Source organism: Ignavibacteriota bacterium (genome assembly GCA_016218045.1).
In the GTDB taxonomy this organism is placed as follows: Bacteria; Bacteroidota; Ignavibacteria; order SZUA-365; family SZUA-365; genus JACRFB01.
In genome coordinates this window covers 97,252-120,067 of the sequence record JACRFB010000001.1, presented here as the reverse complement: position 1 = coordinate 120,067, position 22,816 = coordinate 97,252, and the positions used below count along the sequence as shown (strand labels likewise).

Here is a 22,816-nt window from a genome sequence, read left to right as displayed (position 1 = left end):
TCAGTCGCCGTCCAGCCGAGGCCTGGATCGGGCCTGTTTTTTCTTCGATTGCCGTGTTTTTTCATCGCGTCTCTCAGCGCGTGCGCGTCCAGGGATCCGTGTCTTCACACGCGGTGTGTGCACGTGATTGAGCTGTGCGACCAGGGAGCGGATCTTTTTCAGACAGATCTGTTTATTTCGATACTGCGACCGTTCCTCCCGCGCGACCACAACAATACCCGTCGGACGGTGAAGGAGACGGACCGCCGATTCCACCTTGTTGACGTTCTGTCCGCCCTTGCCGCTCGAACGGAACGTCTGAATCTCGCATTCTGCGAGGAGATCGTCGTCATTATTCGGAAGAACGACCATGGGTGCTGAGTGCTGTTCAACGGTGATGAGCTGAAAACTAATCAATAATCGGTTCAGACACACCGGACGGGGAATTGCGCAGGGACACTCCTGAACGGAGTTCCTGAAGCGCAATTCTGCTTATATTAACCCGTCTCAACAACATGAAGTGCTCGTATGCCGAATCTCTTCGATTTTCTCCCGATTGACGCGCTCACGGGCGTGCTGCTCTCGGCGCTCGTATTTGTCGCATTGGCGTTTGTTGCAGGGCGCCTTCTGAAGATGCTTCTCGGCGGCATGCAGCATCGGCTTGCGAGGCGCACGGCCTCATCGCTCGACGATTTTCTTCTCTCCGTGCTGAAGAAGTCGATCGTGGGCCTGCTTGTTCTCGGTGTACTGTACTGGACGTCGGGCGCGCTGCAGTCTGTGGGCGCGAAAGAACCAGCACATGTACGGACCATACTCGAGGTAGCCGCTGGTGCCACATACGTCTTTTTTATTCTTTCAATTGCCCTGGCAGTGGCACGTCTCGTTGACGCCTTCATCCTTTGGTATCTCAAGGATATGGCGCACCGCACAAATACACATCTCGACGATGAACTCGCGCCGCTTGTGAACCGCGTGATGAACGTCGTGGTATTTGTCGCGGCTGCCATCGTCATTCTCGATCATTTCGGGCAGAACATTTCGACGTTGGTTGTGTCGCTGGGTGTCGGCTCACTCGCGATCGCGCTCGCCGCGCAGGAAACACTCGCAAACACCATCGCTGGATTCGTTCTGATGATCGACCGTCCTTTCCGCCCTGGCGACCGCGTGCGGATTCCGAGCGGATCGTTTGCCAACGTTCGCGAAATCGGAATCCGTTCGACCAAATTCATCGATGACGACAACGTGATGGTGATTATCCCGAACGCCGAGATCGTGAAAAGCCAGATCATGAATCTGTCGTATCCGAACGACATGATGCGTTTTCATATACCGTTCAACGTGGCGTACGGAACCGATCTGGCGCACGTGCAGCAGCTTGTGATCGAAGCCATCAATCGAGAACCCGATATTGTGGAACAGGATCGTACCGAAGTGCGCGTGATGCAACTCGGCGAATCGTCCGTACATCTGGAAGCGAAGGTGTGGATACGCAATCCGAACCGGATCCCGCCGCGAACCGGACAGATCATGCACCTCATCTACGACACGTTGCGCGCGCACAAGGTCGAAATCCCGTATCCACAACGCGTCGTGCACTTTGCACCCGGCGTGCGGCCGATCATTCCATCAGACGAGTTGCAGTAGAGGACACACGAGTCCCCGCTGCAAACGTCGGTTACAGAACACAGAAACCATGTCCGATCAATTTGAAATCCTTCAAAGGGTAACGCCGTATTCCGGGCGCGTCTTCACGATCATTCGCGATGAACTTCGTCACGAGAGCGGGTATCACACGATGCGCGAGGTGGTACAGCACGGTGGCGGCGCGGTGATGGCCGCCGTATTCCCCAACAATGACGTTCTGCTCATACGCCAGTTCCGGTATCCCGTGAAGCAGCGCATCATCGAATTGCCCGCGGGAAAACTTGATGCGGGCGAAGATCCGCTGTCGTGCGCGAGACGCGAACTCGAGGAAGAGACCGGCTGGCGTGCGGGACGTGTGGAGCACCTCGTATCCATGCTGACCACCCCGGGCTTCTGTAGCGAGGTCCTGCACGTCTACCTCGCCCGGGATCTCGAGCCCGGCACACAGAGTCTCGAACAGGGTGAGGAATCGATAGAAGTGTTGCGCACGCCCCTCATCGAGGCCATCGACATGTGCCGACACGGCGATATTGTGGACGGAAAAACCGTAACGGGACTGATGCTGGCCGGCATGAAGCTCGGAGTAATCCAGAGCGGACATGCGTGAAACTCTTCGTTGGAGAGAAATCAGGCAGGATCACACCGATGATTCTCTGACGCTCCTGATACGGTGAGGCCGGTGCAACGTACGGATACATTCATCTGACACATTTCTCGGAAGCGAGCTGTTCCATGTATACATTTTCTCCGCTGATTGAACGCGCCGTGCGCACGGCGATGCGGCTGCATGATGGCGACATGAGAAAGACCGATCCCGATGTCCCCTACGTCACACATCTGATTCATGTCGGTTTCATCCTGCAGGGGCAGGGATTTCGCGAGTCGGTAGTGGCAGCCGGATTGCTGCACGACACATTGGAGGACACCGAGTACACAGTGGAAGAACTCACGGCGGATTTTGGGGAAGAGATCGCGTCAATGGTGACGGCGGTGACAGAGGAGAAGCACTGGCGATGGGAGGAGCGTAAAAAGCGATACCTGGCAGGCATCGTGCATGCCCCACCTGAGATCAAGGCCATTTGCGCGGCCGACAAGATTCACAACCTGTCGTCCATCCTCGCCACACATGCACTCATTGGCGACGACGTCTGGCGGAAGTTCGCGCGTGGGAAACAGCGGACGCTCGATTTCTATTACCAAGCCCTCGACGCGGTTGCGACAGGGTGGGATCACCCGATTGTTGAAGCGTATCGCGCGGTGGTCGAGGACGTACAGCGAGAGATGGGCGAGTGAGCGGAGGCGCGGTCGGGTTAGTCCGGGATGGCGCTAGGCGGAGATGAGTGCACAGCTCGCGCCAACCCAGTCGAAATTTCTGTTGAAATCCACACCCATCATTGCGCCTTTGCCCGTGCGTGCAAGCAGCATCACCGGCACAGGCTCATCGATCCACAAGACCATCACACGCAGTTCAACGCAGGCTCGCCCCGAGGGTGTCTCGAGGACCGGGGCATAACGGACTCGTTCCTGCAGCAAATACTGCCCACGCATTGTGGCGGGGATGGATTCCACCTGCGCCCGTGCAGGACCGACGATCACGCCTCCACCCGCGAACGAATACAGGGGTTTCAGCACATAGTCATCAAGATTTTCCGGGATGGGATCGATGCCATCGAGAATATGTGCGGCTGGTACCGTCCGGTGTTCGATGAACGGGAGAGCGAGCTTGCTGATGCGGTAAAACCAATTGGGATGGCAGGCCCATTCGAGGTCCAGCGAGTCGGTGAACGCAAAGGGCACGCGGATGCCGCGACGAACAATTTCGTCCATGATAGCGCGGTTGTAGATGCGGCGGATGGGGATTTGCCGGCCCGACCTTGACAAGTAAAAGAGTCGTCGATCCTTTTTTACCACAGTTGTGATGTCGACCGTCTCAATCCCCAGCATCGACTCGGTAAGCAGAAAATCGGGGAGGGTTTTTTGGTGCAACGGGTCGACCTCCAGGAGAATCACTTCCGAGGGATCGTGCGGACCGACAACAGCCAGGCGAAACAGCTCGTGAAACGCTGCGGGCGAGAGGCCGGGTGCGAGGTGGCGCAGCGAACTGTATCCGTAAAACTCGCGTGCCGTCCGGCCGAACATCTCCTGAAACGCGTACAGTGAAGGGAAGCCCTGAAGTTCGATGAGGCGTATGCCGAGTTGCCCGTCCTGTTCGCGCGTCACAGCAAAATCCACCTGCACAAACTCGGGATGCAGGGATTCGTCCGGGGCCTCCGCGCCCGTCGGATACGCGGCCTGCGCGTTCCCGCGTGCTGTGCCGGTGACAAGTTGGCGAAGGATGTCACACGTTGCGGCAAACAGTTGCGCCTCGAGGGTCTCAGGCACAAAGACGGGTGTTTCGCATATCCGGAATTCGATGTGTGTGCCCGCGCGACTATCCATCAGGTCAAGGAAGGTGGAGTACCGCTCAGGTGTAAATGCGAAATTAAATTCGGAACGGAGTGCGCGGATCATGACGGATTCGGGATCAGGAAGCTTGCTGAACGGTGAAAAACAATGTACGCCGTCAATTCCCAAAGGGACAAGATGTCACCCATGGTCGATAATGCCGCGAGTCTTCCTGTCTCGTGAAATCGACGGTACAAATTCCGCAGGCGCGCGGTTGGATTTCCTCCTTTCACACGATATTTTATCAGACTGCAAAGGGCCCTTAGCTCAGTTGGTTAGAGCGGCGGACTCATAATCCGTTGGTCGCTGGTTCAAGTCCGGCAGGGCCCACACTCACTTTGCTCCGCCTTCAGATGTCAGTGGTGCTTTTAGCGCGCTGGCGATCGACCTGTGCGGCATCACCTTTCTGCCGGATCAGTGTCTGTCCGATACGGCCGGCGTCGGAAGGAACACGCGCACACGCAGAGTCAGGAAACACACGCGGTGTGCGGCGCGAGAAAACCCTCGGAACGATTCGTGGTGCTTGCGAAGAGCCGCCCCGGTCACCACGGATGGTCCGTATCCAAGTGGATGCGTGCATCATTATAGATGAAAACATCACATCATCCACAAACCAAAGGAACAGGCCGACACAATCGCGTATCGGGATGCTGCTGTATTTCACGGCGAAGCGACGTGTACACCGGGCATGGGAGTGTATGAGAGTACGATCCGGTGAAACCCGGAGCCGATTTATCCGTTTAATGACATACGACGCTCTCCACCTACAAGATCGAAAGAACGATGTCACAGCATATAAAAGCCATCAGGCTGCTATCCACCGCAGTTTTCCTCTTCTCCGCATCTTTCCTCACTGCGCTGTCGCAGGACGCGCGGGCGCAATCGTGGACGCGCATTCCCGGCCTCCCCATCGAACAATTTGTCTCACTCACCCGCATAGATGGCACGCTCCACGCGGTTGGCGAGCGGCGTGTGTACCGCAACGATAACCGGGGTAATACCTGGACCGACTTCGGTATCGTTCATCCCGACATCCTCGCGTTGAGCGTAATCACACAATTCGACGGCAATCTCTACGTCGGCACGTACAAAAGTGGGGTCTGGCGCAGCAGCGACGAAGGCGCGACATGGTCGGCAGCGAACGAGGGATTTTCAGGATTGGGCGCGAGCGATATACTCTGTTTCGCCGTACGAGGTGATTCGCTTTATGCGGGAACCGGTGGCGCCGGTGTCTTTGTGCGCCGGGCTGGAGACGCCTCCTGGACACCATTCAACGACGGTCTGTCATCGAACAATTCCTACACCGTTTACACTCTTGAGGTGTCGAACGGGACCATGATCGCAACGGCGGGCGGTAACGGCGGCGTTTTCCGTCGGCCGCAGGGCGCAGCGAAGTGGCTCGATGCGCCGCTACCCGGCGCCCCGATTCCCGGACTCGAACTGGTAGACCTTCACCGCGATGGAAGCCGCCTGCTGGTTGCCGGCACGAGACGCGTATTCCTGAGTGATGACGAGGCGCAGACCTGGACCGAGTGTCCGACGCCGTTTCCCGCGGCGTTCGACGTCAGGCTCACAACACTGGGCTCACGTGTGTATGCGCTTGTGAACACGCTGCACGAGGGCACACTCACATTCCACTCCGATGATCACGGACAGACCTGGCAGCAGGGCGAAACGATCGGTTTCAGCTATGCTGCCGATCTGCTCACCGTCGATGGGCAACTGTACGCCGCATGTGAAGACGGCGTTCGCACGTTCGATCCTCAGCCGACATCCCTCCCGGGCATAGACAGGACCATCGCACTTTCCATTGACGGTGTCACACCCCATCCGTTGAAGGAATCGGGCACTGTCACCTTCAGCATCGAGCGGGCATCCACAGCCGCGTTGACGTTGATCGACGCGACAGGCCGTGTACATGTGCTGATGCCCTCGCGACCCGTGCAGGCCGGCATCCATCATGTACAATGGAATGCGCACGACCTCGCCCCCGGGATGTACACATGCAGCCTTCAGGCCGGTGGTGGACTGGCTACTCGAACATTTTTACTCGTGCGCTGACACCGAAGGTTTCGATTTATCGAAACGGCGGCAGGACTGGAAATGTCGGCCGCCGTTTTCCTCTTTTCGGGATTCACCGTGCACGAATGAACCACGGGCAGTTATCTCTCAGACGCAAAAAGATGATGCAAACTCAGCATTATTCTTTGATCAGAAGGATGGTATGCGTGCCATCCATTGAGCGAACGTGCAGGAAATATTTGCCCGCTGACAGAGTCGAGAAATCCTGTGTCTGTACATGCCGCCCGGACCAGATCACTCTGCCAGCGGCGTCAATCATTATGTATTGAGCCACATCGTCATCAGGTGCGATTGCAATAGTTCGAGAAAACGGATTCGGGTACGCGGACACACGGATTCCAGTAGGCGGGATGGCCTTCATTCCACTTGTGGGGCCGTTCAGAACACACCGGCACGAAAAGCCCGTCGAGCTGCCGAGCACGAGGCGCTGTATCGTATCGTTTTCCGCCCACAGTGTGTAATGGTACGCATCAGTGTTATTGGCCCGAGTGGACGTCCAGAAAATGCTGCGGAGTCCCTCGCCGTTAAATATTCCGAGTGCGTCACGATCACCCGCGTGTAGTGCGGAGAATCTCACGAGGTCTGTTCCAGCGCCCCGGCCGAAGCCTTCGCCGATTCGTTTCAACGCGTTTCCGCCATGTCCGGCGAACGGATCAGTCCATGAACCGCCTGCAACAGCGATGAGCCGCTGCCACTCCGCATCGGTGGAGACATGCCATCCGGGTGGACACAATCCCTGCCCGCCTTCCGCCGGCGAGTAATTCATCAATTCATTCCATTCATACAATCCGCCGAACGATTCCAAATTCGCGGCATTGTTGTGCATGGCATATTTTTCCGGCCTGCCATTATCGCTCATATCAGAATGTGGCGTCGCCGACGGGACGCTCGGCACCATGGTGCCGAAATTCAGATTCTGCTTCATCCAACAATCACTGCCGATGCGGACTGTGCCATAGCGTCGGCCGTCACGCGGGTCAATCAACGTGTCGCCGCACAAAAATCCACTCCGTGTGTACGGGTGTCCGACAAAGATCGCGAGAAACATTCCGGCAGGGGTTTTCACCACGGTGGGATCACCACCTGTCAATGTGGTGTTTGTGTAGCCCAGCCATGTGAATCCATCGCTGGAAGTATTGAACCAGATCCTATTTCCGGAACCGTAGAAACGCAACTCTTCGGCCTCCGTCGCGAGGAAATTTCCAGTCCAATTGTGCTGGTTGTCGGATGGGTACAAGGCGTGTCTCGTGAACTCGAGTCCGTCGCCGCTTGACGCGTGGAAGGCGCCATCCTGGGGTGCACCCGCAGGCGCAGCATACTGCCAGATGCCCTTGAAAAATGTGACGGCCGGATCGATGACGGCCCTGTTCGCGTCGTCGAAACGGGCACCGGGTTCGAATACAAAGTGGACGCCATCCGAACTGATCGCGGAATATGTATTCACGATGGATGTCAAACCGCCGGGCGGCATGCCGTCGCTGGATGAGTAGTAGAGGCGCAGCCTCCCATTTGGAAGAACTGCAATGGTCGGATCAAACGGTCGCTGATACCCGACCGGTAATCCGCTCACGATGATCGGTGCTGGAGCGGTCCAGGTGCTGCCGGCATCAAACGAGAATTTCACCGCGACTCTATCCCACGTCGTCGTGTTCATCGGCTGTCGGAACCATTGGAAAACACAGACCAGCGTGTCGCCTTTCCAGCGGATGGCACTCGGGACGCCGGCGGAATCCTGAAAAATGACAGGCGGGCCGAAAGTGATTCCATCCTTCGACCATGCGGTCATCAATGGGCGCTCCCACGGCGGGTTTGTCTGTGCGATCAGAGGACCGCTGCAGAGGCACAAAAGAGTGAGAAGGTATGGGAGCTTCGACATACGTATTGGGACTGAATGCATCGCGGCGCACGTTGGGGCATGCGCATGTGAAAGAGGAAAAGTATCACATTCGGACATGTTCGCCTATTCCTGCACAAGCCCGATGTCGAACAGTAGTTACCGGACGTCCGGGATGTATTCTCGCATCTGAAAACAAAAAGGCGGAATCCATCGATTCCGCCTTTCTGTCGTGAGACCTGGCACGCAGGTCAGTCCACAAACTGCCTCGCATAATATTTCGCCGTGAGTTTCTCGCCGGTGGCTGCCTCGATCATATCGTTCCAGAACAGAGTGCGTGCCGGCATGAAGACCTTCTCGCGCAGGTATACACCGACATCAGTCTTTCCGGCAAAACTCTGTATTGATGGATCCGCGCCTTTCAGAACTCGGTCGTTGATATAGTACCACAATTGCGAGGCGAGCAATTCACCCATCAGGTAGTTATGATAGTACGCAGGGTACAACGCCACATGGATTTTCGACGCCCAGTCTGGCGCATTGCGACCCGCGGGTTTTTTCAACCCCTGATATTTTTCGACGAGCTGCCACCACAACGCGTTGAGATCCTGGTCCGGATTTTCGTACATCGCCTTTTCAAAGCGGTACATGACCTGAGCCCAGCGGCTGAACACAAGCTGCTCGAGGCGGAGAGATTTGCGGCTTGCGTCCGCCGCTTTATCGACGACGTCGGGCTGCATGTTCGCGACCTCCTTCATCCAGGCAGGATTCGAGGCAAAGCGGCCGAACAACATCGCTATGGCTTCGGTGGTGAAGGTGTGTGCTTCCTCGCGCAGGATCCACGGGGCGGTGCGATCGAGGAATTTTGAATACACCGCATGGCCGTATTCATGCAGGGTTGTGTTCATCCAGTTGTAACTCGGCGTGATATTGCACACAACGCGCACATCGCCCTCACGGTCGATATCGGTGCAATACGCATGCTGGTATTTGCCCGGTTTTTCAAAAAGATCGCTCTTGGCCACCATGTCGTCGATCGGAAGACCGATTCCCGCAAAGTATCCTGTCGCGATTCCGACGATGTCCTTTCCTTTGTACAGCGCATCAAGATCTACATCGTAGATACGCGGCGCTTCCTGGAAGTAGCGGTTCTGATAATGCCAGGGCATGAGCTGCTCCTTCGGGATGCCGTAACGCGCGGCGAGGAAACCGTCGATGTCGCCTTTCAGTTTCGTGAAAGCATCACGAGTAAGCGCATCGAGTTCATCAAACAATTTTTCGATGTCGTCCGGATTCTGCTCGCTGAGTTCGAGCTGCATCGCGTGGTAATTCTTGAAGCCGAGCTTGCGCGCCACGTCGTTCCGGAGTTTTACGAGTGCGAGCACGTCCTTCACCACCACGTCACCAACGTGTTTGCTTGCGACCCACGCGGCCTCGAGTTCCTTTGAGTTCTTCGAGGTTTTCAGCACGTCTTCGAGTTGATTGTCCGTCAACTGCTTGCCGTGTACTTCCGCGCGGAAGGTGGAGAACTTCTGCTCCGTTTCATTCTGCATACGCACCATCTCCTCGAGCGTTTTGTCATCGATTTGCTTTGCGAGGAAGGCATTGTACAGTACGAGGAGCTGCCTGGAGAGAATTGGATCAGTTATGGATCCTGATTCCTTGATGGCCTTCAGTTTGGCGAACGCGGCGGTGTCCGCAAAAAGGCGGGAACGTTCGAGTTCGAGATCGGCCGATTTTTTGTAGTCCTCATCACGGCCGGAAATCGTCGCGTTGAAATACGCAAGGTTCGCATCCTTGTTCAAAGGCGCGATCCGTTTCTCGAAGTCGGTGAGGAAGTCTGTGAAATCCTTGTTCATGTCCTTTTTCTCCGGGGTTCCGCATCCGGCGAAGAGGAGGATAGCCGGGAGCAGCGCGATGATACAACGTTTCATGGATGTGCTCGTAGTTATGAATGTGCTGGATGTTTTTGCAGGTTATTCGAAGCGGATCGATCCCTGTTCGACGTCGCGGCCAAGAGTAAATACGCCGGGGGTCTTTTTGTCGGAGGTGCTCCAACTGCTGTTCTCACCGCCGAAGCGGAACGTGTATGTATCTCGTCCACCGATGTCAAAAAACAGTCCTGTGCTCGGAGCATAGATTACCCATTCGCCGCGCTGTCGGGCGGTGGCGTACCCAAGCGCGTTTCCGACGGGCGCATAGCTGTCGTTTCCGCGAATGTTGAGGAAAAGTGCGAACGAATTGTTCAGAGCGCTTCCGAGACTGCATGCCCGATCGTCGCCATTTGACATAGTGTACGAATCATTGCCGTCGGCATCGATGTAGATTGCGGCTGATGCATCGTGCGCCGTGCCGAGTCCGAGCGTCATGACGAGGTCGGTGCGGTCGTCGCCCGCGTCGTCGAACAGCGCGCCGATAGCGAAGTGGGCCGCGGCCCCGAGGTTGAAAAACACGCCGCGGTAGGTGTCGTCACCCGCGTGATCGTTCAGCACGCCCATGCCGTACCAGTAGCCGCTGCCCTGCGCGAACACGCCCGCCGAGTAGGAGTCGTCGCCCGACAGGTCGTGCAGGATGCCGAGGCCGCCCGACATGTTGTGCCCGTCGGTGTGGTCGCCGCGGCGTCCGGCGCCGTAGCCCTGCGCGTCGGACTCGTTGTGTTTCGGCGTCTCGTCGCCCACATGGGTGAGCTGCGTGTCGTCAGCGATATAGCTGTCGTCGCCACTGCCGTCGGCGAGGAGTCCGAGTCCGGCCGAAAAACCATAACCCTGCGCGTAGTAGACGGTTGAATACGAATCGTCACCCGCGCGATCAAAGAGGATGCCGATGCCATACATTCCCGCGCCCTGGCTGAATCCATCACTCGAGTATGTGTCCTTGCCCGACTCGTCGTACAGCAGGCCCACACCGAATCGTCCGCAACCCTGCGAAAATGTGCGGCTCGAGTACGAATCGTTTCCGCCGAGATCGAGAAGCAGGCCGAAGCCAAGCACCCCTGCTCCCTGCGCCGCGATACCGGAATGCCGGTTCTCATATCTGTCATTCCCACTCAGATCGATGAGCACGGAAACCGGACGCTCGTGCGATGCCGCGCCGGCAGGACCGAAGTACGAATCGTCACCTCCGAGATCGATGAGGAGGGCGCAGTCGCTTGCATAGTGGACGTCGTTGCCGCCACCGGCGATTATCACCCTGCCCAGCGGGGTGGGCAGGTCGAGCGACACGGTGTGACCTAGAAAGGAGCGGAGTTCGGGCACTGCCTTTTCGACTGCCTGTGCGAGCAACGATGCACCCCACGACGCACTCATCACGTCGAAGGCGGCCGCCGCATCGTACACGGTCTGATCGAAGGTGTGCGCATCGCACTGCGATTCTTCGAGCGTGGTGGTGCGGTAGATATACGGCCATTGGGCCCTCGGTATGGCCGCGAGAGAGCGGTTGCGCCATACGGCAGCTTCATCTATGGCTATGAGCAGGGACGCAACAACCCGTTCGAGTCCGGGAGGTAGCTTCTGCGCCTGCAACTCGGCGTTGCGTACATCGTTCGACCAGTCCTGCGTCGGCAACGGGTATACGATCACGTTACCCGGATCCCGCGCGTCGGCACGCAGAACACGCTCGAGGGTCTGCGCGAGAGGCCGGTCCGCAGGTACAACAGGTGTGTAGTCGAAACCATAGCGCCCGACGTCGTGTCCGAGATTCCTCGCGGAGTTGTAGATGAGGCCCGCGAGCGGCCGTACCTTGCGCTGCGTGGGTGTTGCGAAGTTGCTGCTGTCGCCCGTCATCCACACAGTGTAACGAAACAGCATCTCGCGTGTGAAGTTCGGAATCTTAAGCGGGCGTGCGAGAAGGCCGTCGAAATACGGCAGGCGGAACGGATCGCTTCGTGGGACGGGGCCCCACGTTGGCTGTGGCCTGTATCCGACAGTGGCGGAATCGAGTCCGAAGGATGAAAGTGCGCTACGGAGGAGTTCGTCCTGTGCCGACATGGTCGTAATGGCACAGAAGAACAGCGCGACGGCGGCGAGTGGTTTCATGGGGTCTTGAGTGAGCGTGAGCGGGAGAAGGGCCTCGAGCGCCCAACAGTGCGCTCCACAAATATACGGCACACCGGATTGGCAGACGCGGCCCTGCGTATCGGATACGTGCGTATGGAACCATTTTTGTGCACCCGCAGGTTCGACTTTCCCCAAGTTTCCGGAACAGGTACATTTCCCTCTTCATAACGGAGATAGGAGAGATGAAAAGCGTGCGCATAGTAGCGATAGTATTCTCCTTGCTGCTGACCATCGCAGGTGTATCTGCGCAGACCCGACTCGATTCCCTCAGGCCGCAGCCGCGACAGGCCTATGTGCGGCTGATGTTCTCGGCGGTGTACTCTCCATCTCCGGTGCATCCGATCTTCCTTGATCCCTCTAATCCTGCGTGGGGAATTGCGGCCGATATCAATGCACGTCTACGCGGACTCGGATTAAACACGCTGCCCGTAGCGCTGTGGTCGGACGCTGATTCGACCGCGTCCGGGATCTTTATCGGAACGGGAGTTCCTTTTCTGCGACGGCTTCTCGACGCGGTGCCAGATCAGAAAATAGTTGTCACGCCCACGTATCCCGGACCCGAAGGGTATGTGCTCGATGTCACGCCGATGCGCGCGCTCATTGTCGGATCGGACTCCGCAGGCCTCTGGTACGGTGCCGATACATTCCTGCAATTACTCGCTGCATCACCTTCACGCTGGCTGCACGCGTGCCGCATTGTCGACGCGCCCGAGTTTCCGATCCGCTGGCTGTACTACTCAACCAACGTACAGGTGGGAGCGAATATCACCAAGGCCAAGCAGGTATGGACTGATGCGTACCGGAACCGTCTCAATGGCGTGCATCTGAGCGACTCGAAATTTTCACGGCCAACCACTCTCCCGAATTTTTATTTCGATTCCCTGCGCTCGCTTCTTCGATGGTCCGCCGACAGGCGGCTGTCGATCATTCCCGGCGTGATGCCGTTCGGGTATTCCGAATCGATGCTCTATCACGATCCGAATCTCGCCGCGGGCGTGCCTGTAGTCCGTCAGCCCTATGTGCAGTTCCCGGGCGACACCACCGCCTCGCTCCTTGGCCGTATTCCTCCCATGCCCAACGGCGACTTCGAGCAACTCAGTGGTTCGGATATCATTCCCGGCTTCACCTTCATCGACCAGCCGGGGAAGATCAGTTATGTGGACCTCGCGGTGAAACATGGCGGCAAGGCCAGCGTCCGATTCGAAAAATTCGCGACGTATGATCCGCAATATGGCCATGGGCGCATCGCGTTGCGTCGCCAGGTTCCTCCCTTCGCACAGTTCCGGCTCTCCGGCTGGGTGCGCACGGAGGGATTGTTGCCCGCGAACTGTATCACGATGACGGCCATCGGAAATAAAAACTCGACGCTCCTATTCACCGACATCAGCCTGCCGTCGTCGACGGGCGACTGGCGGAAGCTCGAGTTCACCTTCAACAGTCTCGAATCCGATACCGTTACTGTGTACTGGGGGGTATGGGACGCCAAGGGTGGAAAGATCTGGTGGGATGACCTCTCTTTCGACGAAACGGGGCTCGTGAATCTCATACGCAGACCGGGTGCACCATTAAAGGTCGAGGACGAGTCCGGTGCCCGTGTCTATGCAGAAGGGTCGGATTTCGATACACTTCGCGATGCGGGAATGGGCCGGAATCCATGGCCCGGATCGTACGACACCTATCACACCCCTCCGCGGATCCGACCGCGGAACATGTCGTCGGACACATTCTACGTGTCGTACTATCATGCGACAGTGATATACGGCGGGCAGGTCATGATGACGCCGTCTGAACCCGTCGTGTACGACATTCTCGACAGGGAATTCCGCGCGCTCGATACTGTCATGCGGGCGGAAACGTATTTCATGCAACACGACGAAATACGCACGCTGAACTGGGATCTCGGTGATCAGTCGCGCGGACTCACACCGGGACAATTGCTGGCGGAAAACGTGTCGCGTTGCCGCGACATCATACGCCGCGCGCGTCCAAACGCCGATCTGTGGATATGGTCCGACATGTTCGACGAATTCCACAACGCCGTGCGACGGAACTACTACCTTGTCAACGGCGATCTGCGCGGCAGTGCCGATCTTCTCCCGAAAGACATCGGCATCGTCAACTGGAATGGGCGCGAGGGCATTGTGCAGAAAAGTCTGGACTTCTTCGCCTCGCGTGGATTCAGACAGATTTCCGCACCATTCTACGACGGTGACGAAAACGACATCCGCATCTGGAAGGAGTGGATGCGGGGAGTCCCGAACACACGCGGCATGATGTACACCACGTGGCGCGCGAACTACGGGTACTTGAAGCCCTTCGGCGAGTACGCGTGGAATCACGCGCCCTACATCGAACATTGTCCGCCGACAACGCTGCGTGGTGGCGGAGTTTTGGATCTTTATATCCGTATTACCGGCGATCCGTGGGATGCCGCCTGGAGTGCGGGAGCCGCAGCCGTGCGCTGGCGCACGCGTCCCGGTGATCCGTTCGCAACACTGCCCTTCACACCGACACCCGGAGTGTTACAGACCGTGCCGCTTACGCTGCCCGCGCAGACGCGCTGGCTGCAGTGGTTCGTGGAAGCGAGTGATAATCGCGGATGGTCGACAAAAGTACCCTTTGGTGATACAGTGTTTTTTGAACTCGGAGAGGTTCCGACAGGTTCCGAATCCGTTGATCCCGCAGGCGAACTTGAGCTTTTCGGCGTGTATCCGAATCCCGGGGTGAATGCGCCGCAGGCGATGATGGAATTCCGCGCCCCCGCCGGTCGTATCGTCGACATCGAGATTGTGAACGTCCGGGGTTCCGTGTGCAGCAGGTCCAAAATTTCCGCGGATGGCGGTGTGCAGAGCGTGACGTTGTGGTTGCAGGACCTTCCCCGCGGCGTGTACATCGCGTCTGTTCACGCGGGGGGCATTGCGCGGAGACTGCGTTTTATCCGGTAGGATTTCGTCTACTCTCCGATTCGCGACAGAGCTTCTCGCACGGCATCGTGCAGGATGGGGCGGAAGCCGAGCAGCACACGGTTCTCGCGTGTGGGGTGCACTCGATTTGTGAGAAACACAACGGCGATTCCCGCATCGCGGTCGATCCAGAGCGACGTGCCCGTGAATCCGGTATGTCCGAAGGCGCGCGTCGAGAAATACCGGCCCGCGCTCGAACCCAGACTCGATTTGGTATCCCATCCGAGAGCCCGTGAACTTGCTCCCTGCCTTCGCGTAAACATGTCGATGGTTGTGCGTCGTACAATGCGCGAACCGTCGAGTTCACCTCCTCCGATAAGCATGAGTGCAAAGCGTCCGAGGTCCCGGGCGGTAGAAAAGAGCCCCGCGTGTCCAGCCACACCGCCGAGCAGGGCGGCCGTCTCGTCGTGCACGGTGCCACGCAGCAGACGTTTCCGCCAGGCGGCGTCGTACTCCGTCGGTGCACAACGGTCAACGAGCGAATCGGGAGGAGTGTACATCGTCGCGGACATGCCGAGCGGCGCAAAAATCAGCTCGCGCGCATAAATATCGAGAGGGATTCCGGTGATCCGTTCAATCACCTTTGCGAGTGTGATCATTCCGAGATCCGAATACACAGTGCGTGTGCCCGGAACGTAGTCGAGCGGCGAGGCGAAAATTGTATCCAATGCCTGTGCTGCATCGGTGCAGAAGGTGAAGTACGGTTTGAATGGGGGAAGTCCTGCGGAATGCGTGAGCAGGTGGCGAATCGTGACGTGTGCCTTTCCGTTGCGTGCAAATGATGGGATGTAGCGCGCCACGGGAGCGTCGAGATCCAGCCGTCCGGTTTCCCACAGCTTCATGGCGGCGGTTGTGGTCGAGACCACTTTCGACAACGACGCGAGGTCGTACATGGTTGCCTGTGTCACCGCATCATTCGTGTCGTATGACACCATACCGAAACAACGTTCATGCACAATCGTGCCTTTATGAATCACAAGAAGCTGCGCACCGGGGAAAGCCCTCTCTCGAATTTTCAGATTCACAAGCGAATCCACCCGACGGAACACGTGAGAAGTGACTGCCGCATCGAGCGTGTTCGCGAGCGGATAGGAGAGGCCGTGTCCGCGAGGGGCATAACCCGGTAACGAGACGGGCAGGCGGCCGGAGGGATTTACCGCTCCAAAAAGGACGTCGATGGTAGTTTCGAGAGAAGGGAGATCGTCGCCGTACGAACAGATGTATGAAGGGATCCACGGCAATGTTTTCCCAGTGTACGGGCTGCCGAAACTCAGCAGGACCACGGGAATTCTCATCGAGCGGACCTGCTCCATCAGATCCTGCTGATCCTCCGACAAGGCGATGCTGCCGGCACCGGTGCGAACATTGACGAACGACGCCACGATGAGCATGTCGAGACGGCGCAGAGAATCGAGCAGAGCACGTGCCGCTTTCGGTGGAATCGTATTCTCAGCCGTAAAGCGGTGTATCCCTGGCGCGCTTGCCGCGAGGAGGGACGAGAAGCGCTGCTCGTCGCCGTTCTCCTTGCCGTGCAGAAACGAGATGCAGCCTGTCCGCCCAGGCAGAACGCGTGGAAGCGGAAGCGCTCCGGAATCGTTTTTCACGAGGGTCACAGTTCTGCGGGCGATGGAGTGAGCAAGTGCTGCGCGCGCGCTATCGGTGGCAATGCCGCTGCGCGCGCGGTCGGGCACGCGCTGGTGCGCCAGACCGAGCCATTCTTTGTACACGAGGATGCGCCGCACTCTCCGGTCGATGGATTCGGCGCTGATGAGCCCATCCTCCACCGCCTTGCTAACCGCATTGACTGCGTCTTCCGCATCGACCGGCATAAGCAGAACATCGGCTCCGGCACGCGCTGCCTCCATCGCCACGGCGCCGTTGCTGCGGAAGCGGCGCGTCAAGGCCTTCATATTCAGTGCATCGGTAACCACAAGACCGTGGAACCCGAGTCGTGCGCGCAGCAGAGTGTCGATCAGTGCGGCGGATGCGGTTGCCGGGCGCGTGGAGTCCGGTTCCACTGCCGGCACGGCAAGATGACCCAGCATGACAGAGAGCACGCCTGCATCGATAAGGCGGCGGAAGGGGAACAGTTCGACGGAATCGAGGCGCGCCGCGGAGTGCGCTATCACGGGCAGATCGTTGTGTGAGTCGACATCGGTGTCGCCGTGGCCGGGGAAGTGTTTTGCAGTTGCGATCATACGGCCGTCCTGCAGCCCGCGCATGTAGGCCTCCGCAAGCGAAGCGACCCGCGGCGCGTCTTCTCCGAAGGAGCGGACGTTGATGACAGGATTGTCGGGATTATTGTTCACGTCGGCAACAGGCGAGTAGTTCTGATGCACTCCCACCTCGCGCGCCTCTTCGGCGACGGCGCGTCCCATGGCATAGGCAAGATCCGGATCATCCGCAGCACCTAAAGCCATGAGCGACGGAAACTCCGTGGCACCGGTTAACCGCATCGTCAATCCATTCTCAAAATCGGCGGAGATCATCAAGGGCACTGACGACCAGGATTGGAGCGTGTCAACAAGTGCCTCGGCATTGCTTTTATCACCCAGCGAAATAATCACACCGCCAACTCCAAGTTCGCGCACCTGCTCGCGCAACTCGCGCAGCTTTTTTCCATCAGTGTTGCTATATGTGAACGGAACAATCATCTGCGCCACTTTTCGACGCAGGGACAGACCTGCAAGCACGCTGTCGACCCATGTTGAGGTCATCGCCGGGTGTATGGTGCCGTCCCCGTCTTGAAGCAGTGAGTCCGGCGGAAGTTCCTCGATGTGGAGCGGGGGCTGCGACACGGGGGGCACACGCACCGGCTCGCGACTTTCCATGTGCGGCGGAGGTACCACGCCTGCGCGGAACAGGCCGCATCCGGCAAATGACAGTGCGCCGATACAGAGGCAAGTCGAAACAAACAGAATGTTGTTCAAACGGATCGTGACCATGGCGTGAGTAAAGTGTGGAGATTTCCCGCGTGTGCATTGGAACTCGCGGCATGTGCATGGTGTGAAGGTAACATTTTTCCGTCTCACAGCAGGCCCGCCGCGGCATCCCGCGAAAGTCTTGACCACGCGACTGAAACAGGCGTACATTTGTGGTTGCGCGAACCTCCGGCCGGAATCAATGCCTGCACCGAGTGACGCGTGATACACTCACCCGCAAGAGGATCCACCACGATGACGAACGAGACACACATTCAGGAATACGAGTACAAGGCCGAAATGCAGCAGTTGCTGCACTTGATCATCCATTCCTTATACACGCACCCTGAGGTATTTCTCCGAGAGCTGATCTCGAATGCGTCGGACGCCTTGAACAAGGTCCGATTCATGCAGGTAACAAACACGCCGGTTCTGGATTCCGATGCCGCGCTGGGCATCACCATCGAGATTGACGAAAAAACCAAGTCATTCTCCATCGAAGACACGGGCATCGGCATGACGCGCGAGGATCTTGTCGAGCGCATCGGCACGATCGCATCGTCCGGTACGCTTGACTTTATTCGTTCCGCGCGATCAGGGGAGGGTGCAATTGACGGCAGTGAACTGATAGGGAAATTCGGTGTCGGCTTTTATTCCGCGTTTATGGTGACGGATGAAATACACATCGAGACGCGCCACGCGGGGCCTGATTCCAAGGGCCTGCGCTGGACATCGCGCGGCGAAGGCCGTTTCACGATCGAGGAAATTGACCGCCCTCATCGCGGCACACGCATAATATTCACGCTGAAGGACGATGCCGCGGAATTCGCGCATGTCTGGCGGGTGAAGGACGTGATCCGGAAGTATTCGAACTTTGTGAACTTCCCCATATCCATAAACGGCGAGCAGGTAAACACTGTCACCGCTCTCTGGCAACGAGCAAAGGACGAGGTGAACGACACCGAGCGCGGCGAGTTCTTCACGTTTATCGCGGGCGATGCCACTCCGCCGCTCGGTCATCTGCACTTCGGTGTGGAGGGCCGCGTCACATTCAAAGCGCTGCTGTTTATCCCTTCCACACCTCTTGGCCGGTACCTCGACCCTCGTGAGGAAAAGGGGCCACAGCTCTATTCGAACCGCGTATTCATCCAGGATGACTGCAAGGACCTGCTGCCGGACTATCTGCGGTTTGTGCGCGGCGTGATCGATACCGAGGATTTACCTCTGAACGTATCGCGAGAATTGACACAGTCGAGCCCGTTCATCATGCGCATCAGAGAGATTGTGACGGGGCGCGTGCTCGCACTGCTCGAAGAATGGGCCGCCAAAGACGAGGAGTTGTACAACCGGTTTTGGAAGGCCTTTGCACCGCTGTTCAAACTGGGCGTGTCGACCGACGTCGCAAACAAGGAGCGGCTTCTCGATCTACTGCGGTATGAATCCACGGCGGCACCCGCGGGCGAACTGGTTTCGCTCGCAACGTACACGAGTCGTATGCCGGCGGAGCAGAAGGAGATTTACTTCATCGCAGGAGAGCATCGCGCGATGATCGAACACAATCCCAACCTCGAGTATTTCCGCAAACACGGTCTCGAAGTTCTCTTTCTGACAGATCCGATCGATGTCTTCGTTGTTCCAACTCTCGGAGAATATGAAGGCAAAACGTTCGCCAGTATCGAAAAGGCCGACGTCGACTTTGCACAAGCAACGGTCTCCGATGCCGACGCCGCCGACGCCGCCGACGGGGCGCCGGCGTTGCTGGCAGCATTTCGCGAGGTGCTGGGCGACCGCGTGAAGGATGTTGCTGAATCCCGGCGTCTTGTGGATTCCGCGGCCACACTCGTAGTCGCAGCGTCGGGCCTCGACCCGCAAATGGAGCGCATGATGCGTGCAATCGACAGCAACTTCGAAAGCGCAAAAAAAATACTGGAGTTGAACCTGTCGCATCCATTGATGCGGAACCTTGCCAGAATTGCCGCAAGCTCTCCAGCGGATCCTCTCCTCCGCGATGCGATCGAGCAGGTGTACGAGGGCGCGCTTATCATGGAGCGCGCACTGACCGCACCCGCGGATTTTGTGCGGCGGATGACAAACTTTATGGAACGCGCGACACGTCCGTGACGCAACACGCGATCATGAGACGACGCGCTTCTCCCGCTCGACGATCGCAAGGACAATACGGATTTCCGCAAAACTGATTTCGGGGTCCACAAGAGATTTGATCTTTTTCAGATCGGCCCGAGGCAGCTTTCCGAGCGCCGCGCGAATCTGGTGCTGATGATCTTTCGGCATCAGCGCGTCGATATCGATTCGTATGCCCTTGCCGATCATTTCGGCGATGTGCTGGGAGACGGTTCCGTCCGTGAGTCCCCGCCGCGCGGCGATGTCTTGCAGCGGCAGCTTTTGTACGCAGAGCTCGAAGGTTTGCACGATCGACGACGGCAGATCGGGCAGTGCACGCTGTTCACGTGAGACCGCCAACGCGAGTTCCCTCTCGCGTTGATGCTCACGGATTGTGGCGAGTAGCTGGGTCCCGATCCGTTTTGCGGTGACGGGTCCTATCCCTTCCACCGCGAGGAGGGAATCCATATCAGCCGGCGCCGCGTTTGCAACGGCGCGGAGCACCGCATCCGCCACAAGCATGTGCGAGGGGATGCGCAGTTCACCGGCGATACGGCGGCGTGCGGCGCGCAGTGATTCGTATAAAACGGGATCGCGCAGTTCGGCGTCGCTTCCACCCGGGGAGATCTCGAGCGGTGTTATCTCGCGCGTCAATTTTGCACGCCCCAATTCCGTCAATCGCAGTGCAGGGCGTACACTTTCAAACATGCCGATCCACCCGAGCCCGATCATCGCATCAAGCACGGCGGATATCTCGCCACGCTCCACAGTGGATGCGCGGCCGTACGCCGTTGCCCGCTGCAGGCCGTACTCTGCGATACGTTTGGACTTGGACCCGCGCAGGACATCGATGAGAACACTTCGGCCGAATTTGCCCTCGAGTTCGGCGACGCATTCGAGCACCATCGGCGCCAAGGCCTCGAATCGATCCTCATCATCCGGCGGCGGCGCCACCTCGGCTCCAGATTCGCAGGAATCGCAGATACCGCAGACGCTGTTGATGTCCGTTTCTTGAAAGTACTCCAGAATCATATTTCGTCTGCAGGCGACACCGAGGATATACCGCTCCATCGCGCGAAGTTTTTCGAACGCATGCGCCATTCGTTTTTCAAGGGCGCGATAATCGATAGTGAGGTCGCGTGCCTGCACACGCTCACCAAACAGGGCGTAGCCGCTCCCCTTCCTGCCAGATTGGAACTCGACGAGACCCTGTGCCTGCATCTCACGCAGACCCTGCAGAATATGGTCCTCGGAACGGAACGTCTTTTCCGCAATCTCATTAAGAAAAACATCGACAGGGTGGAAGAACGCTTCACTTCCCACCGTGCGAAGCAGAGCGACTGCGACAGGTGAGAGTGTGTCGGACGCTTCGCGCACGAGCCATTCGCGGAGTTGATCTGGCTCGACAATGAAACGTACCGTGGAATGCGCGTAACTGGCGTCGATACGGCGCACATAGCCGCTGCGGTCCAGAAGGTCGAGAGCGCCGCGCACAGCCGCCTCGCTCGTCTTGCCTATTCCTGCCGCGATCTGCTGCGGATTCAGATTGACAAGGCCGCGGAAACTGTGTCCGAGCTGGTTGCCCGCGGTGGCGTGAAGGAATGCGTACACGCTTTGCACCAGCGCGCGGTCGGGGAAAGTTTGTCGTATAAAAAACTCCGGGAGGGAGCGGTCGCCCGGCTGGTGGAGGATTGTGCACACACTCGGCTTCCCGTCCCTTCCCGCGCGTCCCGCCTCCTGATAATACTGCTCGATGGAACCCGGCATATCGTGATGGATGACAAAGCGCACATCGGGCTTGTCGATGCCCATCCCGAAGGCGGTGGTAGCCACGATGACCCTCGCCTCGCCTCGCATGAATCGTTCCTGGACATCCTTGCGGCGTGTGTCGGGCAGGCCGGCGTGATAGGCCTCGGAAACGATGCCGTGCCGCCTCAACATGTCCGCGATTTCTTCGACGGCATTTCGTGTCCCCGCATACACGATGCCGCACGAGTCACCCGCGCAGGCGGCGAGGATCGCCTCACGTTTGTTCGTCCCCTGTTTTACGCGCAGCGAAAGGTTGGGGCGGTTGAATCCACGGACGATCACCGAGGGCTGCCGGAGGGCAAGCTGGCGCACCACATCCTCACGCACATCCGGCGTTGCGGTCGCAGTGAGCGCGGCGATCTGCGGTGTCCCGAGAAATTCGATGGCCTCTCGTAATTTCAGATAGCTTGGTCTGAAATCATGGCCCCATTCACTGATACAATGCGCCTCGTCTACCGCAAACAGCGCGACGCGTGCCCCGCGCATCCGGTCGAGGAATGCCGGGCTTTCAAAACGTTCCGGCGCCACGTACATCAGCTTATAGAGACCGCGCCGCGCCTGCTCGATACGTTCCATTGCGTCGCGGAAATCGAGCATGGAATTGACGAACGTGGCCCGGATGCGCGCGCGACGCAACGCCTCCACCTGATCCTGCATCAGGGAGATCAGGGGGGAGACTACAATGGTAATGCCGTCGAGCAGCAAAGCGGGGATCTGGTAGCAGATGGACTTCCCGCCGCCGGTTGGAAGCACGGCAAGCGTGTCGCGTCCATCAAGTATCGACCTGACGATCTCCTCCTGTCCGCCCCGAAAATCCGCGTACCCAAAATGTGTGCGCAGCGCCTGGCGTGCCGCGTCAAATGTTGGTCTTTCTGCTGTGCTCATGATACCTCCCTCGATCGTTCCCGATCCTTGTACTCACGGGAGGGGAAAAATGTTCCCGGATCGGGAAAGAAACCGGCC

General features: G+C 58.1%; 13 protein-coding genes and 1 tRNA gene. 7 read left to right on the top strand and 7 right to left on the bottom strand.

Features of this window, described 5'->3' with window-relative positions:
* A complete protein-coding gene (locus HY962_00485; GenBank protein ID MBI5645379.1) occupies positions 1-351 on the bottom strand; it encodes a peptide chain release factor-like protein in 351 nt (116 codons plus the stop codon).
* Between the two features lie 156 nt (positions 352-507).
* Here HY962_00485 and HY962_00480 point away from each other — a divergent pair, with 156 nt between their 5' ends.
* The 3 genes from HY962_00480 to HY962_00470 all read left to right on the top strand — a co-directional run bounded on the left by HY962_00480 (position 508) and on the right by HY962_00470 (position 2,916).
* Complete coding sequence (locus tag HY962_00480) at positions 508-1,623, top strand: mechanosensitive ion channel family protein (GenBank protein ID MBI5645378.1); 1,116 nt, start codon at positions 508-510, stop codon at positions 1,621-1,623.
* Positions 1,624-1,672: 49 nt separating this feature from the next.
* A complete protein-coding gene (locus tag HY962_00475) occupies positions 1,673-2,230 on the top strand; it encodes an NUDIX hydrolase (GenBank protein ID MBI5645377.1) in 558 nt (185 codons plus the stop codon).
* Positions 2,231-2,355: 125 nt separating this feature from the next.
* Positions 2,356-2,916, top strand: a complete 561-nt coding sequence (locus tag HY962_00470; GenBank protein MBI5645376.1) for a bifunctional (p)ppGpp synthetase/guanosine-3',5'-bis(diphosphate) 3'-pyrophosphohydrolase — start codon at positions 2,356-2,358, stop codon at positions 2,914-2,916.
* A gap of 33 nt (positions 2,917-2,949) precedes the next feature.
* Here HY962_00470 and HY962_00465 read toward each other — a convergent pair whose 3' ends face one another.
* A complete protein-coding gene (locus HY962_00465) occupies positions 2,950-4,134 on the bottom strand; it encodes a hypothetical protein (protein MBI5645375.1) in 1,185 nt (394 codons plus the stop codon).
* Positions 4,135-4,324: 190 nt separating this feature from the next.
* On the opposite strand from HY962_00465, the gene HY962_00460 reads away from it, so the two are divergent.
* Positions 4,325-4,398: transfer RNA gene (locus HY962_00460), tRNA-Ile, on the top strand.
* Between the two features lie 453 nt (positions 4,399-4,851).
* Positions 4,852-6,129: a hypothetical protein gene (locus HY962_00455; GenBank protein MBI5645374.1), complete on the top strand. Its 1,278-nt coding sequence runs from the start codon at positions 4,852-4,854 to the stop codon at positions 6,127-6,129.
* 139 nt (positions 6,130-6,268) lie between these two features.
* On the opposite strand, the gene HY962_00450 is transcribed toward HY962_00455, so the two are convergent.
* The 3 genes from HY962_00450 to HY962_00440 all read right to left on the bottom strand — a co-directional run bounded on the left by HY962_00450 (position 6,269) and on the right by HY962_00440 (position 12,018).
* Positions 6,269-7,936 (bottom strand): T9SS type A sorting domain-containing protein, encoded by a 1,668-nt coding sequence (locus HY962_00450; GenBank protein ID MBI5645373.1) that lies wholly within the window; start codon positions 7,934-7,936, stop codon positions 6,269-6,271.
* A 299-nt stretch (positions 7,937-8,235) separates the two neighbouring features.
* On the bottom strand, positions 8,236-9,918 hold the full coding sequence (locus HY962_00445; protein ID MBI5645372.1) for a M2 family metallopeptidase: 1,683 nt from the start codon (positions 9,916-9,918) through the stop codon (positions 8,236-8,238).
* Positions 9,919-9,960: 42 nt separating this feature from the next.
* Positions 9,961-12,018, bottom strand: a complete 2,058-nt coding sequence (locus tag HY962_00440; protein MBI5645371.1) for a hypothetical protein — start codon at positions 12,016-12,018, stop codon at positions 9,961-9,963.
* Between the two features lie 203 nt (positions 12,019-12,221).
* Here HY962_00440 and HY962_00435 point away from each other — a divergent pair, with 203 nt between their 5' ends.
* Entirely contained in the window at positions 12,222-14,984 is a 2,763-nt protein-coding gene (locus HY962_00435; protein ID MBI5645370.1) for a T9SS type A sorting domain-containing protein, read from the top strand.
* Positions 14,985-14,992: 8 nt separating this feature from the next.
* Here the strand turns inward: HY962_00435 and HY962_00430 are convergent, their stop codons facing one another.
* Positions 14,993-17,833: a serine hydrolase gene (locus HY962_00430; GenBank protein ID MBI5645369.1), complete on the bottom strand. Its 2,841-nt coding sequence runs from the start codon at positions 17,831-17,833 to the stop codon at positions 14,993-14,995.
* 345 nt (positions 17,834-18,178) lie between these two features.
* Between HY962_00430 and htpG the strand changes: the two genes are divergently transcribed.
* Positions 18,179-20,044, top strand: a complete 1,866-nt coding sequence (gene htpG / locus HY962_00425) for a molecular chaperone HtpG (GenBank protein MBI5645368.1) — start codon at positions 18,179-18,181, stop codon at positions 20,042-20,044.
* Between the two features lie 12 nt (positions 20,045-20,056).
* Here htpG and HY962_00420 read toward each other — a convergent pair whose 3' ends face one another.
* Positions 20,057-22,738 (bottom strand): RecQ family ATP-dependent DNA helicase, encoded by a 2,682-nt coding sequence (locus HY962_00420; protein ID MBI5645367.1) that lies wholly within the window; start codon positions 22,736-22,738, stop codon positions 20,057-20,059.
* Positions 22,739-22,816: the final 78 nt, after the last annotated feature.

Coding starts and splice junctions, on each gene's coding strand:
- HY962_00485 (MBI5645379.1), bottom strand. CDS start 351: ATGGTCGTTCTTCCGAATAATGACGACGATCTCCTCGCAGAATGCGAG.
- HY962_00470 (MBI5645376.1), top strand. CDS start 2,356: ATGTATACATTTTCTCCGCTGATTGAACGCGCCGTGCGCACGGCGATG.
- HY962_00450 (MBI5645373.1), bottom strand. CDS start 7,936: ATGACCGCATGGTCGAAGGATGGAATCACTTTCGGCCCGCCTGTCATT.
- HY962_00480 (MBI5645378.1), top strand. CDS start 508: ATGCCGAATCTCTTCGATTTTCTCCCGATTGACGCGCTCACGGGCGTG.
- htpG (MBI5645368.1), top strand. CDS start 18,179: ATGACGAACGAGACACACATTCAGGAATACGAGTACAAGGCCGAAATG.
- HY962_00440 (MBI5645371.1), bottom strand. CDS start 12,018: ATGAAACCACTCGCCGCCGTCGCGCTGTTCTTCTGTGCCATTACGACC.
- HY962_00435 (MBI5645370.1), top strand. CDS start 12,222: ATGAAAAGCGTGCGCATAGTAGCGATAGTATTCTCCTTGCTGCTGACC.
- HY962_00445 (MBI5645372.1), bottom strand. CDS start 9,918: ATGAAACGTTGTATCATCGCGCTGCTCCCGGCTATCCTCCTCTTCGCC.
- HY962_00465 (MBI5645375.1), bottom strand. CDS start 4,134: ATGATCCGCGCACTCCGTTCCGAATTTAATTTCGCATTTACACCTGAG.
- HY962_00430 (MBI5645369.1), bottom strand. CDS start 17,833: ATGGAAAGTCGCGAGCCGGTGCGTGTGCCCCCCGTGTCGCAGCCCCCG.
- HY962_00475 (MBI5645377.1), top strand. CDS start 1,673: ATGTCCGATCAATTTGAAATCCTTCAAAGGGTAACGCCGTATTCCGGG.
- HY962_00455 (MBI5645374.1), top strand. CDS start 4,852: ATGTCACAGCATATAAAAGCCATCAGGCTGCTATCCACCGCAGTTTTC.
- HY962_00420 (MBI5645367.1), bottom strand. CDS start 22,738: ATGAGCACAGCAGAAAGACCAACATTTGACGCGGCACGCCAGGCGCTG.